We start from the raw sequence: 20,261 nt of genomic DNA on the forward strand, positions 1-20,261 counted from the left end.
AGCGGACACACTTTTTGTCACTTAACCCTGAGCGGACATATTTTCGTCTATTAACCCTAGAGAGCAGGAAAAACTCGTTCACCGAAAAATCCCCCAGGGTATTACCCAAGGGGAAACTGTGGCATTGCGTGCACACGAAAAACTAGCCGCGCGATCCTAGCCAATCTGCCGCTTCAAACGGCGGCGCTCACGCTCAGAGAGGCCACCCCAAATACCGAAGCGCTCATCATGCTCGAGAGCAAACTCCAGGCATTCATCTCGCACACCACAAGCACGACAAATACGCTTTGCTTCGCGAGTGGATCCACCCTTCTCAGGGAAGAAAGCTTCTGGATCGGTCTGGGCACACAGAGCTTGCTCCTGCCAGTCCTGATCGACGGCTTCAAACAACCCCGAAAGGTCATCTGCCCACTCTGTCAACGGCCGAGGCTGGTTTTCAGAGGAGCTATCGTTCACAGCGATGTCACCCGCATTCGTCTCACTATCCACAGCAGAGCCGCCATCAAACATGCTGGACTTTTCCATGCCGAGGGCCTCCTGATGGTTGTTGCTGCGGGTCTTTAAATTGGGCTTAGTGTGTGAAACACACATTTGTGATTACACACGTGTAACCCACCATCGGTCAAGCCGAATAGAGAATTTGCCCCAATACTTTTCATTGCCCCTGAAGCCCCTCCCCCCGCGTTGGGGATTAAGTTCAGGTTGAAGGATGGCGCCTGAACCCTAAACCTGTCACCTGAACTCAACCACATTCGCCACATGCCTCTCACCAGCAACTTTGGCGACACTTCGGCAATTCTAATCAGATATTGCCGACAAAAGTCTGACACGCCGAAGGCTGCAGACTAGACATCCGTCGAAAAACGTACTCCGTGATCGGGGATCTGGACGCCCGGCCACACACGGATACCGTTGATCAATTCACAGCGCGCACCAACGACGGCACCCTCGCCGATAATGGCATCACTGATGACCGTCCGCGGGCCAATATCGGCGCCATCGGCAATCACAGAGCGCTCAATCACAGCACCGGCACCGATGCGTGCGCCGTCGAAGATCACCGATTGATCAATCCGAGCTCCCGCACCAATCTCCGCCCCACGTCCGACGACAGAGCCACCGTAGAGAAGAGCGCCGCCACCGACCGACGCTGATTCGTCGACAAGCGCTTCGCCGTGCTTACCCTCTAGTAGCGGTGACGGCGCGATACCGCGGACCAAATCGGAGGAGCCGCGGACGAAGTCGCCCGGAGTCCCCATGTCACGCCAGTAGGCGTAATCAACGTGACCGTAGACGTTCATACCGCGGTCGAGCAGCGCTGGGAAGATTTCACGCTCAACGCTAATAGGACGACCAGCCGGAATCGATTCGATAATCTCGCGGCGGAACACGTAGATACCGGCATTAATCTGATCGGTTGGCGGATCCTGGGTCTTCTCCAGGAACTCCAGGACGCGCCCATCCTCATCGGTCGGAACACAGCCGAACGCGCGTGGATCCGGCACACGGACGAGGTGCATCGTAACGTCCGCATCCTTCTCCGCGTGGGTGCCCAACACCGCGCGCAAGTCGGTACCGCCGAGGACATCGCCATTGAAAATCATTGCGGTGTCATAGCGCAGCTTGTCTAGGACGTTTCGGATACCGCCACCGGTTCCCAGCGGCTCAGCCTCAAAGACGTATTCAATTTCGAGACCCAAATCCGAACCGTCGCCGAAGTGTTCTTCAAATACTTCAGCTCGGTAGGAGGTGCCCAATACCACGTGCTTCATACCTGCTGCACGAATGCGGCCAAGCAGATGCTCCAGGAATGGATGCCCTGCCGTGGGCAGCATCGGCTTCGGCGTATTCACGGTAAGGGGACGCAAACGCGTACCTTGCCCGCCGACCAGAATGACAGCGTCAGTCTGTTCAGCCAACGTGGCTCCCGCCTGCTGTGCAGCATCCGCTCCCGGCTGGAAGGCGGAGCCATGCCCAGCACTCGGACGAACTTCGGTAGTCATGAAATCGGTAACTTTCTTCGATGGATCATTCCAACAGTTAATTAATTCCTACGCTTTTTGACCGCGATTATGACTTTGCCACGCAGGAACAGCCCCAAACGCAATGCCAGTCGCACAGGTGCCAGCGCCGGCCCCGGCAGGCGATCTGACATAAAACGGTATGCCGACTCGTGATGGGCCTTTACGGTAATTTCCGGGTGCTTACTGGCAGAATGTCCCTGCGCGTGACGTATCTCTGCACGGGGACAGAAAACATTGCTCCAACCGGCCTTGCCCAGTCGGTCACCCAAATCCACGTCCTCCATGTACATGAAGTAGCGGGTATCAAAGCCATCAATCTGGTCGAACGCATCCCACCGCAGCAGCAGGCATGCGCCCGACAACCATCCCGCCGATCGCTCACGATCCATATCCGTGTCATCCCGGTAGTGACGTGAGAAAGGGTTAGTAGGCCAGATATCGGCAAGCAGCGCGTGTCCGATACCGCTGACAAGTTTAGGAACCGCGCGTGCCGACGGGTACACGCTGCCATCCGCCTCGCGAATCAGCGGACCAATCGCTCCAGCTTTGGGGTTGCGCTGCGCGCATTCCAACAGAACATCGATTGCGCCAGGGGCAAACACCACGTCAGGGTTGACCAGCATGACGTAATCAGGATTGATTTCACCAGCACGGCGAGCCCGCCCCAGCTCCGCAATGCCACGGTTGGCGGCCGCGCCATAGCCAATGTTGCCGCCGGTACGCAGAAGCTGAACATCCGCTCCGGTCTCCTTGGCCCGAGCTTCTTCCTTCTCCACGGAACCATCCGTCGAGCCGTTGTCGGCCATAATCAGACGCGTGGAGGCACTGGCGGCGGGGCCCAGCGAATCCACCAGCTTGCTCAGGTGCTCACCGGGCGAAAAGGTCACGGTGACCACACCGAGCGGAAGCTGCGAGGGTTGCGGGGAATTCGAGGTTGCATTCACAAACCTAGACCCTAGGTCAGGACAGCACGCAAAGTGTCCTGCCACTCCGGAAGCGCATGTAGACCTACCTCACTCCATGCCGAACCATCCAACACGGACCAGGCCGGCCGCGGGGCCGGACGTGGGAACTCACTGCTGGTACAAGCCGCCACACGCTGCGGATCGTGACCGGTGAGCCGAAACACTTCGCGAGCCACTTCGAACCATGTCGCCTCACCGCTGCCCGTGACATGGAAGGTGCCGGTCGGTGCGCTGCTCGGTTCGGACAACACACGTTCGGACAACTCCCAGACAGCTCCGGCGAGATCACCGACAAATGTGGGGTTTCCGTGCTGATCGTCAACGACCTTAATAATTGCCGGATTGCCTTTGTCGTCAGTCGCCGTCTCTGCCAGACGCATCATCGTGGAAACGAAGTCCTTGGCCTCCGGCTGTGTGGGCCCCGACCAGACCCACGCCGTGCGCAAAATAGCGAAACGCGCACCCGAATCACGCACATGATTCTCCCCCACTAACTTGGTACGTCCATACATAGTCTGAGGCGCGGTGAAATCATCAACTCGCAGCGCTCGGCGCTGCCCCGTCATCTCATCGATTGCTACATCACCGAAGACATAGTCGGTGGAGATGTGAATGAGATACGCGCCTTCTTTTTTCGCCCGAGCCGCCAAGTACTTCGGTCCAAGTGCATTGATAAGGTGCGCCGAACCGGGATCGGATTCTGCGCCATCGACATCGGTCGCCGCTGCCGCGTTAATGATGATGTCGACGTCGTCAAGCAGAGGCGTTGCCTCCACAGCAGCCGAATCAGTGATATCCAACTGTGCCCGAGTGAGAGCGCGCACCTCAACACCGGCGGCAAAAGAATCACACTGAAGCGCAGTACCCAGCTGTCCCGCCGCACCAGTTATGGCGACAATGGGACGCCGCGAGTTGCTGTGGGTTGGTCCATGAGTGGCGAAATGCGAGACTGAAATTTCAGACATATTCTTCTTTATCACTATCGTAGATACGATTGACACTGTGTTGAGGTGTAACCGGATACGGATTGACACTGTGTTGAGGTGCAACCGCACACGGTTGGACGGTTAAGGTTTATGTAGTTTCCGCAGCCGCTTACTGCCCTCCACGATGTGTGGAATGCCCACGCAGACATGCAGCACAAATTATATTTTCGAAAAACGGTTTAAGAGGAGCCCCGGTTTGAGCAGCCACACGCCACGCGCGCGTCACGCACGCGATATTCAAGCGCCACCGTCCTCTGCAGAGAGTACAGCCCAAGCTTGGCCGCCGATGCTGCGCAATGCGCTTGTGCTGCTCTCAGCCATTATCCTGGTTATTTCCGCAGTTGGCTGGTGGACACTTGGTAGGACCACCGACAACTTGGGTTCGGGTGGCGACTTCGGTCTAGGCAGTGAGAAGGACGGTGCAACCGATATTCTGCTCGTCGGCTCCGACTCCCGCACCGATGCCCAGGGCAACCCGCTGACTCCGGAAGAAGTTGAGCTTCTGCGTGCCGGCGACGAAGAAGCCACGAATACAGACACGATTATTGTGATTCGTGTTCCTGCCGATGGTTCTTCAGCGACGGCAATTTCCATTCCGCGCGATACCTATGTCCACACCAATCGTCTAGGCAACACAAAGATTAATGGTGTCTACGGCAACACAAAGCAAATGGTAGAAGAGGAACTCGCAGGAAGCGGGGCCTCGCCGGAAGACATTGAGCGTCGCTCGACCGAGGCCGGACGTAGAGCTCTGATTGAAACCATTAGCGACCTCAGCGGTATCACCGTTGACCACTACGCAGAAGTTGGTCTGCTCGGCTTTGTCCTGCTCACCGATGCCATTGGTGGTGTCGATGTATGTCTGAATGAGGCTGTCTACGACGAGTTCTCGGGTGCAGATTTCCCAGCGGGCTCACAGACGTTGAAGGGCGCCGACGCGCTCTCATTCGTCCGCCAGCGCCACGGCCTGCCCCGCGGTGACCTCGACCGAATTACTCGCCAGCAGGTCTTCATGGCCTCGTTCACCAATAAGCTGCTCGGCGCTGGCACACTGTCTAATCCCGCGAAGCTGTCTGAACTGGGCAATGCTGTCCAGCGCTCGGTGGTGCTCGACGACAACTGGGATGTCACCGGATTTGCCACCCAGATGCAGGGCCTCAGTGGTGGCAACGTGAAGTTTGAAACTATCCCGGTGACCTCGATTGACGGTGTCGGTGACTATGGCGAGTCCGTGGTCACAATCGATAAGGGCCAGGTTCACCAGTACTTCGAGACCCTGCTGGGCACCAAGGAAGAAAAAGCTCCGGCGAAGGAAGAAGACGAAAAGAAGGCTGACCCCAACGCGGCTGAAACTACAGTCAGCGTTTACAACGCCACAGGCATCGAAGGTTTGGCCAGCGGCGTCTCAGGCTTCTTAACGGAAAAGGGCTACACCCAGGGAGAGGTCGGCAACGCTGAGTTCGCCGGCGTTGCCTCCAGCCAGATCAATGCGGCTGACCCAGAGGATCCGGCAGCGCAGGCCATCTCTGAGGCACTCGGTGGCGTACCGATTGTCCACGATCCATACCTCGATCCGCACCACATCTCAGTGACAATTGCCGGTGACTACGAAGGCCCGGGATTGACATCAGAGGGAATGGCCGCTGATTCGGGCGACGGTGCCGAACCCGCGCCTGAAGTCGAAGATGGTTCCAATGGCGATGTCATCGGCCAGGAAGGCGGGGCAATTCCGCAGGAAGATCGCCCCGCTATCGACGCCGCCGGCGTGACCTGCGTGAACTAGGTCCGTCCCTTCGGGGAGACCTCAGCGACATGTTCGATGAGGTTATATTCCTCAATTGCGGCCAAGGACTCCTTGGCCTCCTGTTCGTCCAGCACGTTCATGATGAATCCGTTCTGGACGAACACCCAATCACCTGCCACCAGCTCAGGCACGTACATTGCCGAGCATTGCCGCTTCTGCCCCGCCATATCCACCGTCGCCATCGGCAATGGACCATCGGCGATTGCCAGAACCTGAGCAGGAATTCCAAGACACATCGAGTTACTTCGTCCTCTCCACTACAGTCGGGGCGTCCGCCGAACCACGGCTATCCGTTGTCATATTGTCCGCAGGTGCACCGGCATGTTCCTGCATCGTGAATGTCATCACTCCCGCAGGTGCCGAGCTACACGGTAGGCACGGATCAGCGGCCCAGATGGACTTCTCGACCCCCGCAGTCTCCCCGCCACCGCGCAGCTGCTCGGTGAGCATACGCGTCAGCCAGGGTTCATTCTGCGCAGTTGGCGTCATAATCTGACAATCCGTGATGATGCCGTCAGCTCCTGCCGTATAACGATGCACTAACAGCCCGCGCGGCCCGTCGATCATCCCGACACCGCTGCGAGGTCCTGCAAAGTCAGCATTCTCAATCGCCGCCGCGGCATTCGGATCGCACACATGGTCGCCGAGCAGTTCCCCGTCGGCAAGCACCTGTCTCGCCCAGGCCACGGTGTCGGCGAGAAGCTGGCGTTGGGCGTCGCGTGGGCTGATTCCACGCTTATCGACGACAACCTGCCTGGAGACCGGCCCCACCCGGTAAAAATCTGCCCGCTGACCTTCACAGCCATCCTTGCCCAGCTCCTTCGAGGCATCAAACACCGGCCTGGGAGCGGCATCGCCCGGACGGGACTCCCGAACACGTGTAGGCCAATCAGCAGCCGGGAAAATCTGCGCCGCGGTATCGGTGTCGTGCCGCGCGACTGCCAGATAATTTCCCAGCGGAGCCAGCTCACCGTCAGCATCGACAACTGCGACGTCGAGACCATCAAAAGTATCCGTCCAAGCATCAGAAGCATAGGGGGCGGCAAGAAGCTCCACTTCCTTGATTACCGCCGTCTCAGCCAGCGCCTCTAGGGCACTTTCTGCCTCAGAAACAAGCGTCTTATCCACTGCCGCGCGCACACCGCCGGGGACGGCGACATCCGGGAAGTGCGACGGTGCCCCCGCTGCACGCATCAGAGCTTTTCCGGCACGCTTCATTGCCCGCGCCCCCTCGCGGTCGACGGCCACAAACTTGGTCGCTAGATTATCCAAGGTCGACCCGGCCGCCAGCAGCTCTCGAATCAACTGTGCGGTTCGGGGAATGTCGGAAATCCTGTAGAGGTCCTCCACCGCCCGTACACCTGCAAGATGATGCACAACCGGGCACAGGCCACACAGCCGCTTGGTGATATCTGGCACATCTAATGCCTGCTTGCCCACGAGCATCCCGTCGATACGCGGCAGCCCTGAAAGGTCGAAGGACACCTGTGTGATGGCGCCGTTGTCATCGCGATAGACATCCAGTCGTGCCTCGAATGGGTCAACAAGCTCATCGAGCTGGATGTGCTGGGTAACCGGAACGGATTTGGATGACATGGTCCGCCTGCGCCTCCTTCGCGCTGAGTGCTTCGCCATAATGGTATCTGTGCATGAGCTTGGATTGTTGACCAGCGTGGTGGAAAAGATCGCCGAGGTCTGCCCGGGACGTACCGTGACAAAGGTGTCAATGCGTGTGGGCGACCGCTCCGGAGTCGTCTACGATTCCCTCATCGCCGCGTGGCCTGTGGCCAGTGCCGCGACGCAGTGTGAGGGCGCCGAGTTAGACGCCGAGCTCATTGTCTCGACGGTCTACTGCCCCACCTGCGAGGCCGAGCATGAAATTGATAAATTCTATGCTCTAACCTGCCCTGTCTGTGGCACACCTACTGCGGATTTGCGGCACGGCCGCGAGTTTGAAATCTCCAGTATTGAGGTCAGCGCTGAGGGCGAGGGTTAGACGTCACTGTCGCGCTCGTCGGCAAGCCAGCTGTCGATGAGCTCGCGCGCAACCTCAGTCGCCTCCTCAATGCCGCCAAGTGCCGTGTTGCTGAGCCCCACCACCATGTCGGCAGACTCGTAGACCACTCCCACCACACCGACGCGCTCAGGCTCCTGCCCCAGCAGTCGCGCCGCGGTGAGCAAATCCAGCAAGCCGACCTGATGCGCGGACAGCTTTGCCGCCAATAGTCTAGGGATCTGGTCACCGACGAGCTTGACGACGGTACCGGGATCCCCCGGACCAGCGAGAGCGTCGAGCAACAATAGGTTCTTGGCCTCCTGCACGATGGGCAGCAACTCCATACCGCAGGTGCCACCATCGATGTAGGCAACCGCACCCGTCCATTCGTCCCCTCGCCCGGCGAGGTTCGCAGGATCATCGAGGTTGGAGGGCGACCAGACCAGATGCGCAGAATCCCCGGCCTGCGTTGTCTGCCCCATGCCTGCAGATTCCAGTTCTGGGGCAAGGCGCCTCAGCAGCTCGAGACCAATGCCGTCGTCGCCCATGACGGGGTTGCCGATGCCAAGAACCGTCACCAACGGAGTGCCAGCATCAGCACCGGTGACTGCGTCGGACACCTTATCGTTACCCAATGATCTCCTATCCAATGCGTGGAGAGTCAACCGGTTGCGTGCCGCGCGGTAGCCAGACAGAGCCACCAATCATCGAGGACAGACCACCGTGGTTGTGTACCGCATCAGAGCGGATAACCAGGTAGACGTGAATGATGGCGAAGAGCCAAATCAGGTACATGATGATTGTGTGAATCAGGCGGAAGTAGCCGATGCCAATCCAGTGCGTGGGCATAGCCAACAGCTGGAAGAACCAGTTGGACTGGTCCATCATCGCGTATAGCGACAAACCTGTGAGCATCTGGATGAAACACATCGCGTAAATGCCGGTGTACGCCAGCTGCTGCAGCGGATTGTGTGCGAAGTAGAACGGCCCTTCCTTGCGCAGGAAGAGGTAGTACTGCATCGTGTGCCAGAGGCCTTTAACATCCTGCTTGTTATAAATCGGCCATAGCGCACGCCATCGTGTTTGTCGGTCGTGGGTAACAAACAGCAGAATGACACGCCATAGCCCCACCGCGATCCATAGGAATCCGGCTAAGAAGTGCGCGAAACGGACATATCCCATCGCGAATCCCGCGGCCGAGCCGTCATAGGTGCGCTCAGTCAAATAGGGCTGCATGATGTACCAGCCAGTAAAGGTCATCACCAACATCAGCGCCAGGTTCAACCAATGTTGAACGCGCAGCGCCCATCCCCACAGGTGAACCTCGACCCACGAACCGGAGCCCTTCTTGTTCTCCGCAATGGCCTCGTCGAGTTTCCGCAGCCCCATTGCCACGAATCCTTCGAAGATGAACTCTCCGATGATATTTCCGTCTTTGTCAATGGGCGCAAGCGCGACGCCCATGCTGCGGTGCCCGCGACCATGATGCATGTTCGCGTTACGACGAAGTAGAACGCCTTCCTCACGGGACATCGTGGATGCCTCAACGACCGCATTCAATTCACCGCGCATGATGGCGACATCGACCGTTTGATCCGCAATGTTGAGGCCGTGCACCTTGGCAATGGAGTAACGGCGGTCAGGCGTCGCCGGGTCGTAGGAATCCGGGGTCAGTTTCATCAGTGGCGTGCCGTCGAGGTGGAAAAGATCGTCACGACGACGACGCAAGCTGACCTTTAGCGCAAGGTCGACAGGATCGCGGGAGTCGTCCGGGACAATTGCTGCGGCCTGAATGACCTCGGATGGCGACAACCAGTGGCTGGTGTGTGCGTCAATAACCGCAATAACCAGGGGGTTGCCCTTGGAATCTTTTAGTCGCAGTTCCGGATTTTCACTCACTGGGGGTGTCATGCCGTCGTCACCTTAAACATTTCCTGACCAGCCGGATCCAAAATGTGGACTGCGCAGGCCATACATGGATCGAAGGAATGAATCGTGCGAAGTGGTTCAAGCGGCTGCTCGGGATCAACCAGCGGATGCGTGCCATCGCCAGCCAGCGCGTGCTCGTATGGGCCAAGCTGCCCCTTCGGGTCACGGCCACCGGCCAGCCACGTGGTCGGAACCACGGCTTGGTAGTTGGTCACCTTGCCATTTTCAATTTTGACCCAGTGGCTGAGCATGCCACGAGCGACCTCGAGGAAACCCACGCCCTGGCACTTTTCCGGCCACGTGGTCGGCTCCCAACGGCTGTTGTCGAAGACATCGATGTCGCCGTTCTTCAGAGCCTCAACGAACTCCGGGAAAATGTGATCTGCCAAGTAATTGGCGGTGGTCACAGACTCCACAGCACGTGCGTAGGTGCGTCCCGCAGTGGAGTTCATCTGCTCAATGCGCAGGTCGAGCTTATCCATGACCTCGTCGACCAGGCGCATTGTCTCCGGCTCCTTCTGCAGGTACGCCAACAGCACACGAGCAACCGGGCCAACTTGAACAGCGCGACCGTCGTAACGCGGCGCCTTCGACCAGGTGTACTTTTCATTGTCCGACAGCCACTCATACGGCGGCTTCGGGCCGGTGTAGTTCACAGTTGTCTCGCCGTCGTACGGCTTCAGGCCGACATCATCGCCGGCTTCCTGCGTATACCAGGCGGAGTTGATGAATTCCTCGATCTTTTCCGGCTGGAATGGGTGGAGCTTGGTGTAGTCACCGTCGAGAATGACACCGGGCTTGATGTTTGGATGCACGGTCTGGACACGGGACTTAGCCGGGTCGCCGGAGTAAGTGGCGCCGGCCATGCCTACCGCCAGGAAGCTGTCGGAGGAGCGACCGATGTCGAAGTAGTCCTTGTAAACGCTCATGATGGCGACTGCATCTGGGTAGAAGCAGTCATTGACGAACTCCACGATCTCGTCGATCCAGGACTTGATCTGATCAATGCCGACTTGGTTGACCGTCTCAGAGCGTTCCGGGTCGATGGAGCACGCCATGCCTCCGACCAGGAAGTTCGGGTGTGGATTCTTACCGCCGAAGACGGTGTTAATGCGGATGATAGAGCGCTGGAAAGCCAAGGCGTCGAGGTAGTGCGACACTGCCATCAGGTTGGCCTCAGGTGGCAAGCGGTAGTCCTCATGTCCCCAGTAGCCGCCGGTGAAGATGGACAGCTGGCCGGAGTCCACAATGCCCTGCACGGTCTCCTTGACCCGGGCGAAGGTTTCTTCGTTATTGCCCTTCCACGTCGAACCGATCGACTGCGCGAACTCAACGGTCTTCTTCGGATCGGCCTCGAGAGCCTTCGTGACATCAATCCAGTCCAGACCGTGAAGATGGTAGAAGTGCACGACGTGGTCGTGAATCTCCTGCGAGCCAATCACCAGGTCGCGAATACGACGTGCCTGCGGGGGCGGTGTCGAGCCAATGGCATCTTCGACAGCGGCAATGGACGCCACCGAGTGAGTACCCGTGCACACACCACAGATACGACCAACGAATGCCCAGACATCGCGAGGATCGCGGTTTTTCACAATGGTTTCGATACCGCGGAACTGAGTAGTCTCACTCCACGCGGTTTTGATCTGGTCTCCCTCGCGTTCCAGCTCAATGCGAAGGTGTCCCTCGATTCGGGTAATCGGGTCGATTACAACTTTTTCCGTAGCCATGTCCTATGCCCCCTTAGTTGTCCTTCGAATCGGATGCTGTCTCGCTCTGCGTGCCTGGTGCGTTTGAAGGAAGGTCGACCATCGGTGGCTTCCGGCCTTCCACACCACCAAACGCAGCCAACACCTTTTCTTCGCCGTTGGAGCGCCTTATCTTCAGTTCCTTCACCAGTGTGAGTCCGCCATGGACCGCGGCACCTGCGGCAGTGGCAGCCAGCAGTCCAACGCCGACCGTGTTCACGCTGGACTCCACTCCAATACCCGGGATTCCCGGCAGCTTGTCGTAGAACGGAGTGAACTGGTCGAAGAAGTCCTTCTCAGTACAGCCAATACATGGGTGACCAGCACCAATTGGCCAACCGGACTTAAGGTTCCACTGCACGATTGGGCATGGGCTAAACGTGGATGGCCCCTTACAGCCGACCTCGTAAAGGCACCAGCCGTTTCGTGCGCCTTCGTCGTCGAAGGTTTTCACGAACTGACCGGCATCGTAATGCGCGCGACGCGGGCAGGAGTCGTGAATACGCTGGTCATAGGCAAACTTTGGCCGCCCCTCAGCGTCGACCTCCGGTGTCTTGCCATAAGTGAGTACGTACGTCAGGGTGGCCGTAATCACCTCACCAATCGGCGGACAACCAGAGACGTTAATCACCGGCTTGTCCTTGATAATCTCATCGACACCCTTGGCACCGGTCGGATTCGGCTTAGCAGCCTGGACAGAACCCCAGACTGCGCAGGCACCAACGGCCAGGATTGCCGTGGCCTTCTCAGCAGCCTCGAGCAGCACCTGTTCTGCCGACTTACCGCCAATGGTGCAGTACGCACCGTTCTCGCCGGTCGGAATCGAGCCATTGACCACCAGAATGTGATCCTCGGCATTCATGTCGTCCAAAGCCTTTTCAGCCGCATGCCCGGACGGTGCCATGAGCAGCTCGTTGTAGTCCATCGAAACCAGGTTCAGCACCACATCTTCAGCAGTGGTGCCTCCGGAACGCAATACGGATTCCATACATCCGGTACATTCCTGCAACTGCAGCCAAGCCACCTTCGGCTTCTTTACAGCCGAGAGCTTATCTGCGATTTCCTCCGCCGAGGGAGTCAGTGACTGCGCCGCAGCCTCACCGACATTCGGAGTTCCGGCGGCAAAAATTGCCGCCATAGTGCCACAAAACTTCATGAAACTGCGCCGTGAGACACCAGCTCTAGCGAGGTTTTCGCCGAGGGTCCCTTCCTGCCAATTCGCGCCACTAATCATTTTTTCGCTGCGCCTTCTGCTTAGTTATTAGGAATATTGGTTTCGAGGTTTTACAACTACCAAGGCCCATTGCCTATACATGGCCAAGTATAGCGACCTAAGAACAACCTGAATAATGGCGCTGCGCTGCGGTTATAACAAAATAATATGCAAGATAAATGTTGCGTAAATATAGCTCCAGGTACAGGTAATGAACGTGAAAAACCGCCGCAGATTACAGCGGGATATCACCTATCCCCCACTAAGGTGGAGCGAAGCGAGGGGGTAGCGGGGCCGTCGTCAAGCATGCCGTGACGCCCCCATTGCTTCACGACGGCCCCCGGCGCGCGCTTAATCAACCAGCGCAGGGTTGACCCAACGGAGCCATTCGTCGATGCCCTCCCCGGTCTTAGCGGAGACCTCAATCACCTTCACGCCTGGATTGACCTTTTCCAGGTTGGCGCGGAAGAGCTCCATGTCGAAGTCAAGGTACGGGGCAAGGTCCATCTTGTTGATAACCACTACCTGCACAGAGCGGAACATCACCGGGTACTTGACCGGCTTATCCTCCCCCTCGGTGATGGAGTAGACCATTGCCTTGCGAGTCTCGCCGACCTCAAACTCAGCCGGACAGACAAGGTTTCCCACATTTTCAATCATGACCAGGTCAAGCGTGGCCAAATCCAGCCCCTCGAGCGCGCGGGAGACCATCGGGGCGTCCAAGTGGCATTCACCACCGAATCCGTTGCCCGTGTTCAGCAGCGAAATCTGTGCCCCGTAACCCTCCAAGCGGTCGGCATCGAGAGCCGTCTCAATATCGCCCTCGATAATGCCGACGCGCAGCTTTCCCTGCGCAGCCGCCAGTGTCTTCTCCAACAGCGCAGTCTTGCCTGAGCCCGGGGAGCTCATCAGGTTGATGGCTTCCACGCCATGTTCAGCAAGCAGCTCGCGATTATGCTCCGCGCGATGGTCGTTTTCGCTGAAGATGTCCTCGAGGATGGTCACGCGTTCCACGCCGGTTTCATAACCCGAGTGGTCGCCGTGGCTAGTGTCATCGGGATCGGCGAGATGAACGTGGTCATGGCCGTGATGGTGGTCATGGTCATGGTCGTGGTCATGATGATGGTGGTGATGGTGGTGTGCGTCATCGCCGTCATGCCGGTGGAAACGTCCCATGATAAAACCGTCTTTCCTACTTGTGCGTGTCGACGTCGATGTCGACGATTGTGAACTCTTCCCCCGAGATTACGCGTCCTGGCTTTCCGCACGTGGGGCACAGCAGGCCGTCGAGTGGCCCCACCTGTTCGCGATGCCCGTGCGCGCATTCGACAACCGCAGGTACCCAGTCAATATCCAATTTCGCGTCCCCCAAACCGGTATCGCGACTGACGAAATCCCACGCGTATGAAAGGGTTTCTGGCACAACCTGCCGTAGAGCGCCTATCCGCAGGTGCACAGTGCGTACAGTTCGACCTTCGGCTGCTCTCGTGACAACCTTCGCTAACTGCATGCTCAACGCTACTTCGTGCACAATCTCCAAACTAGCAGTGCGAACGGACCCGAGCCGCTTACGTAAAGTTGAATGCATGGAAAAGGCAGGCGCGACCGGGGCGGGGATGGGTACGAGCATTCAACGCATTCGCTGGCGTATCGAAGGTATCGTCCAGGGGGTCGGATTCCGCCCTTTTGTCGCCACCATCGCCCGACGCGCGGGTCTCGTCGGCTTCTGTGGCAACGATGAGCAGGGCGTATTCATCGAGGTAGAAGGCACGTCGGACGCCCTCGCTGCCTTCCGCAGCCAGCTTTTCACCGAACTGCCGGCGCTTGCCCGCATCATCAATCACTCCGCCGAGCACATCGCGACACTGGGCCATGAGCGCGAGTTCACCATCGTGCCCTCTCGCCACAGCTACTCCGGCCGCGCACTGCTTCCGCCCGACACTGCACTGTGCCCGGACTGCCGCCGTGAGTTTTTCGACCCTACCAACCCGCGCTACCTCTACCCTTTCATCTCCTGCACCAACTGCGGACCGCGCCTGTCCATCATCACTGAACTGCCCTACGACCGCCCGCGCACCACTATGGCGGCCTTTCCGATGTGCACCCCGTGCGAGCGCGAGTACACCGACCCCACCGACCGCCGCTATCACGCTCAGCCAATCAGCTGCTTCGACTGTGGCCCGCGTCTGAGCTGGCACGATGCAGGCGGCACCACCACCGCCACCTCCCGCGAGGAGGTTCTCGCGCTCTTTCGTCGCGCACACGCACTGCTTGACGACGGCGCCCTGCTCGCCGTCAAAGGTATTGGTGGTTTTCACCTGGTCTGCGATGCCACCAATGACGCTGCCTGCGAGAAACTACGGATGCGCAAGCGTCGACCTGACAAACCGTTGGCGGTAATGGCTCCCACCGTTGACACCGCTGCCCAACTGGTTGAGTTAACTGAACAGGAGAAGCGTTTCCTCGACTCCCCTGAGGCACCGATTGTGATCGCACCGAAGCAGCGGTCAGGGCCGCTTTCCAATCTCATCGCACCGGGCCTCGACAGCTTCGGCATTATGCTTCCGTACTCAGGCATTCACCTGTTGCTTTGCGATCGCCCGCTCGTGGTCACCAGCGGCAACCTCAGTGGCGAGCCCGTGTGTACCGACAATGCCGACGCGCTGAAGAAGCTCGATCACATCGCCGACGCTTTCATCCTCCACGACCGCGAAATCCACGTACCCGTTGAAGATTCGGTTTTCATCGGCACCGCCCCATCGCGCCGGTCCCGCGGCTTCGCTCCCGTCCCCGTTTCAATCACGCCCACCGATTCTCGTAGCCACACTGGCCCTGACCCTGGCACTGACACTGGCCCTGGCATCAGCGCCCGGAGCACGTCCCAACCCACCATTTTCGCGACCGGCGGAGAGCTGAAGAACACTTTCGCTATCGCGCATGGGGACCTCGCTCACGTCTCCGCGCACATTGGCGACATGGGTTCGTGGGCCAGCCAGAAGGCCTACCAGAGAGCAGTTGACCAGCTCCTTTCCATGCGCGATGCGACCCCGGACCTTGTCGTCTGCGATCTTCATCCGGGCTACGCCACGACCGCCTTCGCCGAACGCTTCGCCGCCGAGCACGACATCGACCTTTTCTCGGTTCAACACCACTTCGCGCACGCACTCTCCCTACTCGCCGAACACCGCCTCCTCTCCCCCAATGCGGGTCGCGCCGTCGTCGCCACCCTCGACGGCACCGGCTATGGCACCGATGGGTCCATCTGGGGCGGCGAGGTTCTCACGCTCAGTCGCAGTTCCGCAAACTGGGAACGCACCTGGCACTGCCCCACTTTCCCGTTGGTCGGTGGAGATCGCGCCGTCACGCACCCGTGGCGGCTCGCCCTCGGTCTCACTCACGCATGGGAGCTTCACGACGACCACCTTGTGCGCAACCTCTCCAACGAGCGCGAAGTAGCCCTGGTTAAAAGCCAGTTGGCGACGGGAGTTGGCACAGTGCAAACTTCATCTCTCGGCCGCATATTCGATGCCGCCGCAGCTCTGCTGCTTCCTCGCTGGCGCGGTGGCGGGGCCATCAGCTACGAGGCGCAAGCGGCCATGGAGTTGGAGGCAGCGGCGACTCGCTACGTGAGGTCACATGCGGAAGCGCTTGGAGCGGTCAGTTCAGAGACCAAGCCAGTGCCCTTCCAGGACGTCATTCGGGAGGCGGTAGCATCGCCTGACGTTGAGCAGGCCGCATTTGTGTTTCACGGTGGGGTCGCGGGTGTCGTCGCCAAGCGATTGGTGCAGGCTGCGGAGGAAGCCGGCACCGATGTTGTCGGCATCAGCGGGGGTTGCGCGAATAATGCGCTGTTGATGGAGCTGCTGCGGCGTGAGGTGGCAGAGCAGGGATTCACTTTGCTGCAGCACCAGATCGTGCCACCGGGCGATGGCGGCTTGAGTCTTGGCCAGGCAGTGGCCGGGCGCCTGCTGGCGGCAACCGGCACGTGCGTCTAGCAGATGCGCGGCAGCGGGTCGCCGACCAACATGTCCACCATGCGGGTGCCGCCGAATCCGGTGACCAGCACCACGGAAGCGGCGGGCTCGTCCTCGATGGAGCCGATATCACGAGCCTCGGAAGCTCCGGCTGCGTGGAGCGCACTGAGCGCTGCCTCGGCTTGCTCGGCGGGGACAACGGCGACGAAGGTGCCTTCATTGGCGACGTAGAGCGGATCGATGCCGAGCATGTCGCAGGCACCACGGGTCATTTCACGGACCGCAATGGATTCGTCGTCAAGTACGACACCAAGTCCGGTGCCGCGGGCGAGCTCGTTGGCAACGGTCCCGAGGCCGCCGCGGGTGGCATCGCGCATCCAGCGAGTACCGGGGGCAGCTTCAAGTAGCGCTTCGACCAGACCGTTAACTGCGCGGGTATCGGACTCGATAGGCGCGGCCAGCGCCAAGTCGCCGCGGGCGAGCATGACGGCCATGCCGTGATCGGCGATTGGACCGGAGACGAGGATGCGGTCTCTGGCCTCGATGTTTTCGTAGACAGATCCTTCCGTAGCGGCACCGGCGTAGGCGCCGCGGACCACGCCCACCCCGGCCGTGGTGATGTAGACCTGGTCACCTGCGCCCTTCGGCACAACCTTGGTGTCGCCGGCGACGATGCTCACCCCTGCGGCATCGGCAGCGACGCGCATACTCGCCACAATGCGGCGCAGAGTCGCAATCTCCAGCCCCTCTTCCAGAATGAACGATGCGGTCAGCGCCAGGGGCCTGGCTCCAGCTACTGCTAGATCGTTAATCGTGCCGTTGACGGCCAAATCCCCGATGTTGCCGCCCGGGAACTCGATGGGATTGACCACATAGGAGTCGGTGGACATTGCCAACCGCGCCCCACCATGTGCAGAAGCTGCCGCAGCCTCGACGACGGCTTCGGCAGCGAACAGCCCGGAGTCGCCACCCTGCCCTAAAATTTCATTGCCATAGGCGTCGAAAAAGACCTGTTCAACCAGAGCTGCGGAGGCCTTTCCACCGGAGCCGTGTTGCAAGGTGACGTAGTCGTCGAGAAGCCGGAACGGACGTGCCCGAACGCGACCAATATTGGTGTTTACCTTGGCTTCGTTGGTGTTCAGACGATTCTTCGGCTGCATGCTCACTATCCCTAACTTCACAGCTGGTGGCGGACAAAACTGCTTGCGTCACTCGTCCTTCGAAAACGAGGCTCGCTGCCTCTGATGGTAGTCTCGATAAGTATTGCAAACGAGGAGAAGCGTATGTGTCTTGGTGTCCCTGCCGTCATCACAGAAGTCCACGATGCTGCCCGTGCAACAGTGGAAATTGGTGGCGTCGCACGCATGATTTCCACCGATTTACTTGTTGACGAGAACCTCACCGCCGGTGACTGGGTTCTCGTACATGTCGGTTTCGCCATGAGCAAGATCGACGAGGAAGAAGCCAGACTTTCGCTCCAGCAAATCAAACAGCTAGGCGGCGACACTTACGAGGATGAGCTGGAATCCTTCTCATCGTCACAGATCAACTGAGGGGCTGGACGGCACCATGAAATACGTTGACGAATTCCGCGACCCCGCCGCTGCGAAGAAGCTGCTCGCACGCATTGAACGCGAGGCCACCAAGCTGGAAAAGCCCATCGCGCTGATGGAAGTCTGTGGCGGGCACACGCACACCATTTACCGTTACGGCTTGGAAAACCTCCTTCCCGAGAACATCGAGCTGATCCACGGGCCCGGCTGCCCCGTCTGCGTCATCCCCATGGGCCGCGTCGACGATGCCATTTGGCTGGCACAGCAAGAAGACGTCATTTTCACGACCTTCGGCGACATGATGCGTGTTCCGGGGTCCGAAACGTCGCTGATGCAGGCACGTGCGCGCGGCGCCAATGTGCGCTTTGTCTACTCGCCTCTCGACGCGCTGAAGATTGCCACCGATAACCCCGATAAGCAGGTCGTTTTCTTCGCCGTCGGGTTTGAGACAACCGCCCCGTCGACTGCCGTGACCATTGAGGCCGCGCGCCGTCAGGGAGTGGAAAACTTCTCCGTATTTTCCAACCACGTACTCATCGAGCCGCCACTGCGCGCCATCGTCAACGGCGGCGAAACCAAGGTCGATGGTTTCATCGGCCCAGGTCACGTGGCTACAACCACCGGCACGGACGCCTTTGAGTTCCTGCCGCGCGAGTTTAATCTGCCAGTGGCGGTCACCGGTTTTGAGCCATTGGATGTGCTCCAGGCCGTCGTCATGCTGCTGGATCAATTCGTCAGCGGCGACGTTGCTGCCGGTAAGTCGCGGGTGGACAACCAGTACGCGCGCGTCGTTCGCTCCTCCGGCAACACCACCGCGCAGAAACTTATGGACCGCGTCTTTTCCCTCCGCGACACCTTCGAGTGGCGTGGCCTCGGCTGGATTGAAAACTCCGGCCTCGGCATCTCTGAGGAATACGCGGTATTCGACGCCGAGCGCCGTTTCCAGGTGCCGGGGCGCCGTATCCCAGATCCCGTGACCTGCGAATGCGGCTCTGTGCTCACCGGCCACATCAAGCCCTGGCAGTGCGCGGTCTTCGGCACCGCCTGCACCCCGGCGACCCCCATCGGCACCTGCATGGTCTCCCCCGAAGGCGCGTGTGCGGCGTACTACAACTTCGGCCGCATCGATCGGAAGGTCACCGAGAACCTGGCGAAATCCCGCCGCTAGTTACTCCGTCATTCCCGCACGCGCGAGCGCTGCCACCGCCTGCTTTACGACGGGCGCGTCAATCATCTCGCCATCGAGCTGGAAGGCGCCAGTGTGCGTACCTGCGTGATCGACAATCTTCCGGGCGCGGGCGAGCGTTGCTTCCGACGACTTGTATGCCTTGCGCACCGGCGGCACCATCGCCGGATGGATGCAGGCCGTAGCCAGGAAACCACAGCCCACGGCATCGAGAGCCTCTAGGTACTGGCCGCGCTCATCGCGAAAGTCAGTATGAACGGCATCAATGGCGGCAATACCCGCCGCAGCTGCATGCACCTGAACGAGTGCACGAGCCAATCGCTGCGGATCGCGGTAGTGGCGACGAGGGTTTTCATCCACACTCTGGCGCGAGGACACGCCACCGAGTTCGGCGGTCAGGTCTTCGGCGCCCCAGAACAGACCCACAACGTCCGGGTGCGTGGCAATCTGCTGGATATTAATCATGGCCTGTGGGGTTTCAATCATCGCGATGATCTTCAGCCCCTCGAGCTCTGCGGAGATGGAGTCTCGAATCTTGGGCACCATGACGATGTCGTAATCACATGCACGGGCAAAGGCGACATCCTCTGCGAAGGTCGGAGTCCCGGGACCGGTAATCCGAAGAATAGTCGTCTCCGGGTCGAGCGGATTGTTGATGATGTTCGCACGTGCCTGCTCGTGATTGTCAACGGCAGCGCCGTCTTCCAGGTCAATGATGACCATGTCCGATCGTTCAGCAGCTTTCTGGAAACGTTCCGGACGGTCAGCCGGGGCGAAGAGTAGCGCCGGGCCAGAGGGAAGCCAAGGGAAGGTCTGTTCACCATCGAGGGAGCTAAAGCCTGTCATAGCTCCTAACCTAATTGAAAACTCGAATCACCTTCGCGCA

At 59.3% G+C, this 20,261-nt stretch carries 19 protein-coding genes; 5 read left to right on the forward strand and 14 right to left on the reverse strand.

The genetic code is table 11. The features are described from left to right. Positions 1-156: 156 nt before the first annotated feature. The 4 genes from HMPREF3135_RS05180 to rfbD form a co-directional block, all read right to left on the reverse strand. Positions 157-525: a WhiB family transcriptional regulator gene (locus HMPREF3135_RS05180; protein ID WP_005510060.1), complete on the reverse strand. Its 369-nt coding sequence runs from the start codon at positions 523-525 to the stop codon at positions 157-159. A 320-nt stretch (positions 526-845) separates the two neighbouring features. Further along, entirely contained in the window at positions 846-2,003 is a 1,158-nt protein-coding gene (locus HMPREF3135_RS05185; protein WP_048731655.1) for a mannose-1-phosphate guanylyltransferase, read from the reverse strand. 41 nt (positions 2,004-2,044) lie between these two features. Next, complete coding sequence (locus HMPREF3135_RS05190) at positions 2,045-2,968, reverse strand: glycosyltransferase family 2 protein (protein WP_070438459.1); 924 nt, start codon at positions 2,966-2,968, stop codon at positions 2,045-2,047. Positions 2,969-2,979: 11 nt separating this feature from the next. Beyond that, positions 2,980-3,954 (reverse strand): dTDP-4-dehydrorhamnose reductase, encoded by a 975-nt coding sequence (gene rfbD / locus HMPREF3135_RS05195; RefSeq protein WP_070438462.1) that lies wholly within the window; start codon positions 3,952-3,954, stop codon positions 2,980-2,982. A 307-nt stretch (positions 3,955-4,261) separates the two neighbouring features. Here rfbD and HMPREF3135_RS05200 point away from each other — a divergent pair, with 307 nt between their 5' ends. Continuing rightward, positions 4,262-5,758 (forward strand): LCP family protein, encoded by a 1,497-nt coding sequence (locus tag HMPREF3135_RS05200; protein ID WP_224433326.1) that lies wholly within the window; start codon positions 4,262-4,264, stop codon positions 5,756-5,758. Here HMPREF3135_RS05200 and HMPREF3135_RS05205 read toward each other — a convergent pair. Together HMPREF3135_RS05205 and HMPREF3135_RS05210 are read right to left on the reverse strand one after the other, a co-directional pair. After that, positions 5,755-6,015 carry a HypC/HybG/HupF family hydrogenase formation chaperone gene (locus tag HMPREF3135_RS05205; RefSeq protein WP_070438465.1) on the reverse strand — a complete coding sequence of 87 codons (261 nt, stop codon included), beginning with the start codon at positions 6,013-6,015 and terminating at the stop codon, positions 5,755-5,757. The two genes, HMPREF3135_RS05200 and HMPREF3135_RS05205, sit on opposite strands and share 4 nt — an antisense overlap. A gap of 4 nt (positions 6,016-6,019) precedes the next feature. Further along, positions 6,020-7,375 (reverse strand): nickel-dependent hydrogenase large subunit, encoded by a 1,356-nt coding sequence (locus HMPREF3135_RS05210; RefSeq protein WP_070438469.1) that lies wholly within the window; start codon positions 7,373-7,375, stop codon positions 6,020-6,022. A 40-nt stretch (positions 7,376-7,415) separates the two neighbouring features. Here HMPREF3135_RS05210 and HMPREF3135_RS05215 point away from each other — a divergent pair, with 40 nt between their 5' ends. After that, a complete protein-coding gene (locus HMPREF3135_RS05215) occupies positions 7,416-7,775 on the forward strand; it encodes a hydrogenase maturation nickel metallochaperone HypA/HybF (protein ID WP_187405189.1) in 360 nt (119 codons plus the stop codon). Here the strand turns inward: HMPREF3135_RS05215 and HMPREF3135_RS05220 are convergent. The 6 genes from HMPREF3135_RS05220 to HMPREF3135_RS05245 form a co-directional block, all read right to left on the reverse strand. Beyond that, entirely contained in the window at positions 7,772-8,356 is a 585-nt protein-coding gene (locus HMPREF3135_RS05220) for a hydrogenase maturation protease (RefSeq protein ID WP_049191165.1), read from the reverse strand. The two genes, HMPREF3135_RS05215 and HMPREF3135_RS05220, sit on opposite strands and share 4 nt — an antisense overlap. 61 nt (positions 8,357-8,417) lie before the next feature. Then, the gene (gene cybH, locus HMPREF3135_RS05225) at positions 8,418-9,686 is read right to left on the reverse strand and encodes a Ni/Fe-hydrogenase, b-type cytochrome subunit (protein ID WP_083280614.1); all 1,269 of its coding nucleotides are present in this window, start codon (positions 9,684-9,686) and stop codon (positions 8,418-8,420) included. Further along, complete coding sequence (locus tag HMPREF3135_RS05230; RefSeq protein ID WP_070438472.1) at positions 9,683-11,431, reverse strand: nickel-dependent hydrogenase large subunit; 1,749 nt, start codon at positions 11,429-11,431, stop codon at positions 9,683-9,685. Before HMPREF3135_RS05230 ends, cybH begins: the two co-directional genes overlap by 4 nt. 13 nt (positions 11,432-11,444) lie before the next feature. Further along, positions 11,445-12,683: a hydrogenase small subunit gene (locus HMPREF3135_RS05235; RefSeq protein WP_016422185.1), complete on the reverse strand. Its 1,239-nt coding sequence runs from the start codon at positions 12,681-12,683 to the stop codon at positions 11,445-11,447. 330 nt (positions 12,684-13,013) lie between these two features. Beyond that, positions 13,014-13,838 (reverse strand): hydrogenase nickel incorporation protein HypB, encoded by an 825-nt coding sequence (gene hypB, locus HMPREF3135_RS05240; RefSeq protein WP_070438475.1) that lies wholly within the window; start codon positions 13,836-13,838, stop codon positions 13,014-13,016. A gap of 16 nt (positions 13,839-13,854) precedes the next feature. Then, on the reverse strand, positions 13,855-14,172 hold the full coding sequence (locus HMPREF3135_RS05245) for a hydrogenase maturation nickel metallochaperone HypA (RefSeq protein ID WP_081636710.1): 318 nt from the start codon (positions 14,170-14,172) through the stop codon (positions 13,855-13,857). Between the two features lie 76 nt (positions 14,173-14,248). On the opposite strand from HMPREF3135_RS05245, the gene HMPREF3135_RS05250 reads away from it, so the two are divergent. Then, positions 14,249-16,657 carry a carbamoyltransferase HypF gene (locus tag HMPREF3135_RS05250; protein ID WP_083280615.1) on the forward strand — a complete coding sequence of 803 codons (2,409 nt, stop codon included), beginning with the start codon at positions 14,249-14,251 and terminating at the stop codon, positions 16,655-16,657. On the opposite strand, the gene hypE is transcribed toward HMPREF3135_RS05250, so the two are convergent. Then, positions 16,654-17,796 carry a hydrogenase expression/formation protein HypE gene (gene hypE / locus HMPREF3135_RS05255; protein WP_070438482.1) on the reverse strand — a complete coding sequence of 381 codons (1,143 nt, stop codon included), beginning with the start codon at positions 17,794-17,796 and terminating at the stop codon, positions 16,654-16,656. The two genes, HMPREF3135_RS05250 and hypE, sit on opposite strands and share 4 nt — an antisense overlap. 123 nt (positions 17,797-17,919) lie before the next feature. On the opposite strand from hypE, the gene HMPREF3135_RS05260 reads away from it, so the two are divergent. After that, complete coding sequence (locus tag HMPREF3135_RS05260) at positions 17,920-18,189, forward strand: HypC/HybG/HupF family hydrogenase formation chaperone (protein ID WP_049172773.1); 270 nt, start codon at positions 17,920-17,922, stop codon at positions 18,187-18,189. Positions 18,190-18,205: 16 nt separating this feature from the next. After that, the gene (hypD, locus tag HMPREF3135_RS05265; protein ID WP_070438486.1) at positions 18,206-19,357 is read left to right on the forward strand and encodes a hydrogenase formation protein HypD; all 1,152 of its coding nucleotides are present in this window, start codon (positions 18,206-18,208) and stop codon (positions 19,355-19,357) included. Here the strand turns inward: hypD and HMPREF3135_RS05270 are convergent, their stop codons facing one another. Further along, complete coding sequence (locus tag HMPREF3135_RS05270) at positions 19,358-20,221, reverse strand: HpcH/HpaI aldolase/citrate lyase family protein (RefSeq protein WP_070438489.1); 864 nt, start codon at positions 20,219-20,221, stop codon at positions 19,358-19,360. Positions 20,222-20,261: the final 40 nt, after the last annotated feature.

Origin of the sequence: Corynebacterium sp. HMSC14H10, assembly GCF_001807105.1 — a bacterium.
Taxonomy (GTDB): domain Bacteria; phylum Actinomycetota; class Actinomycetes; order Mycobacteriales; family Mycobacteriaceae; genus Corynebacterium; species Corynebacterium jeikeium_D.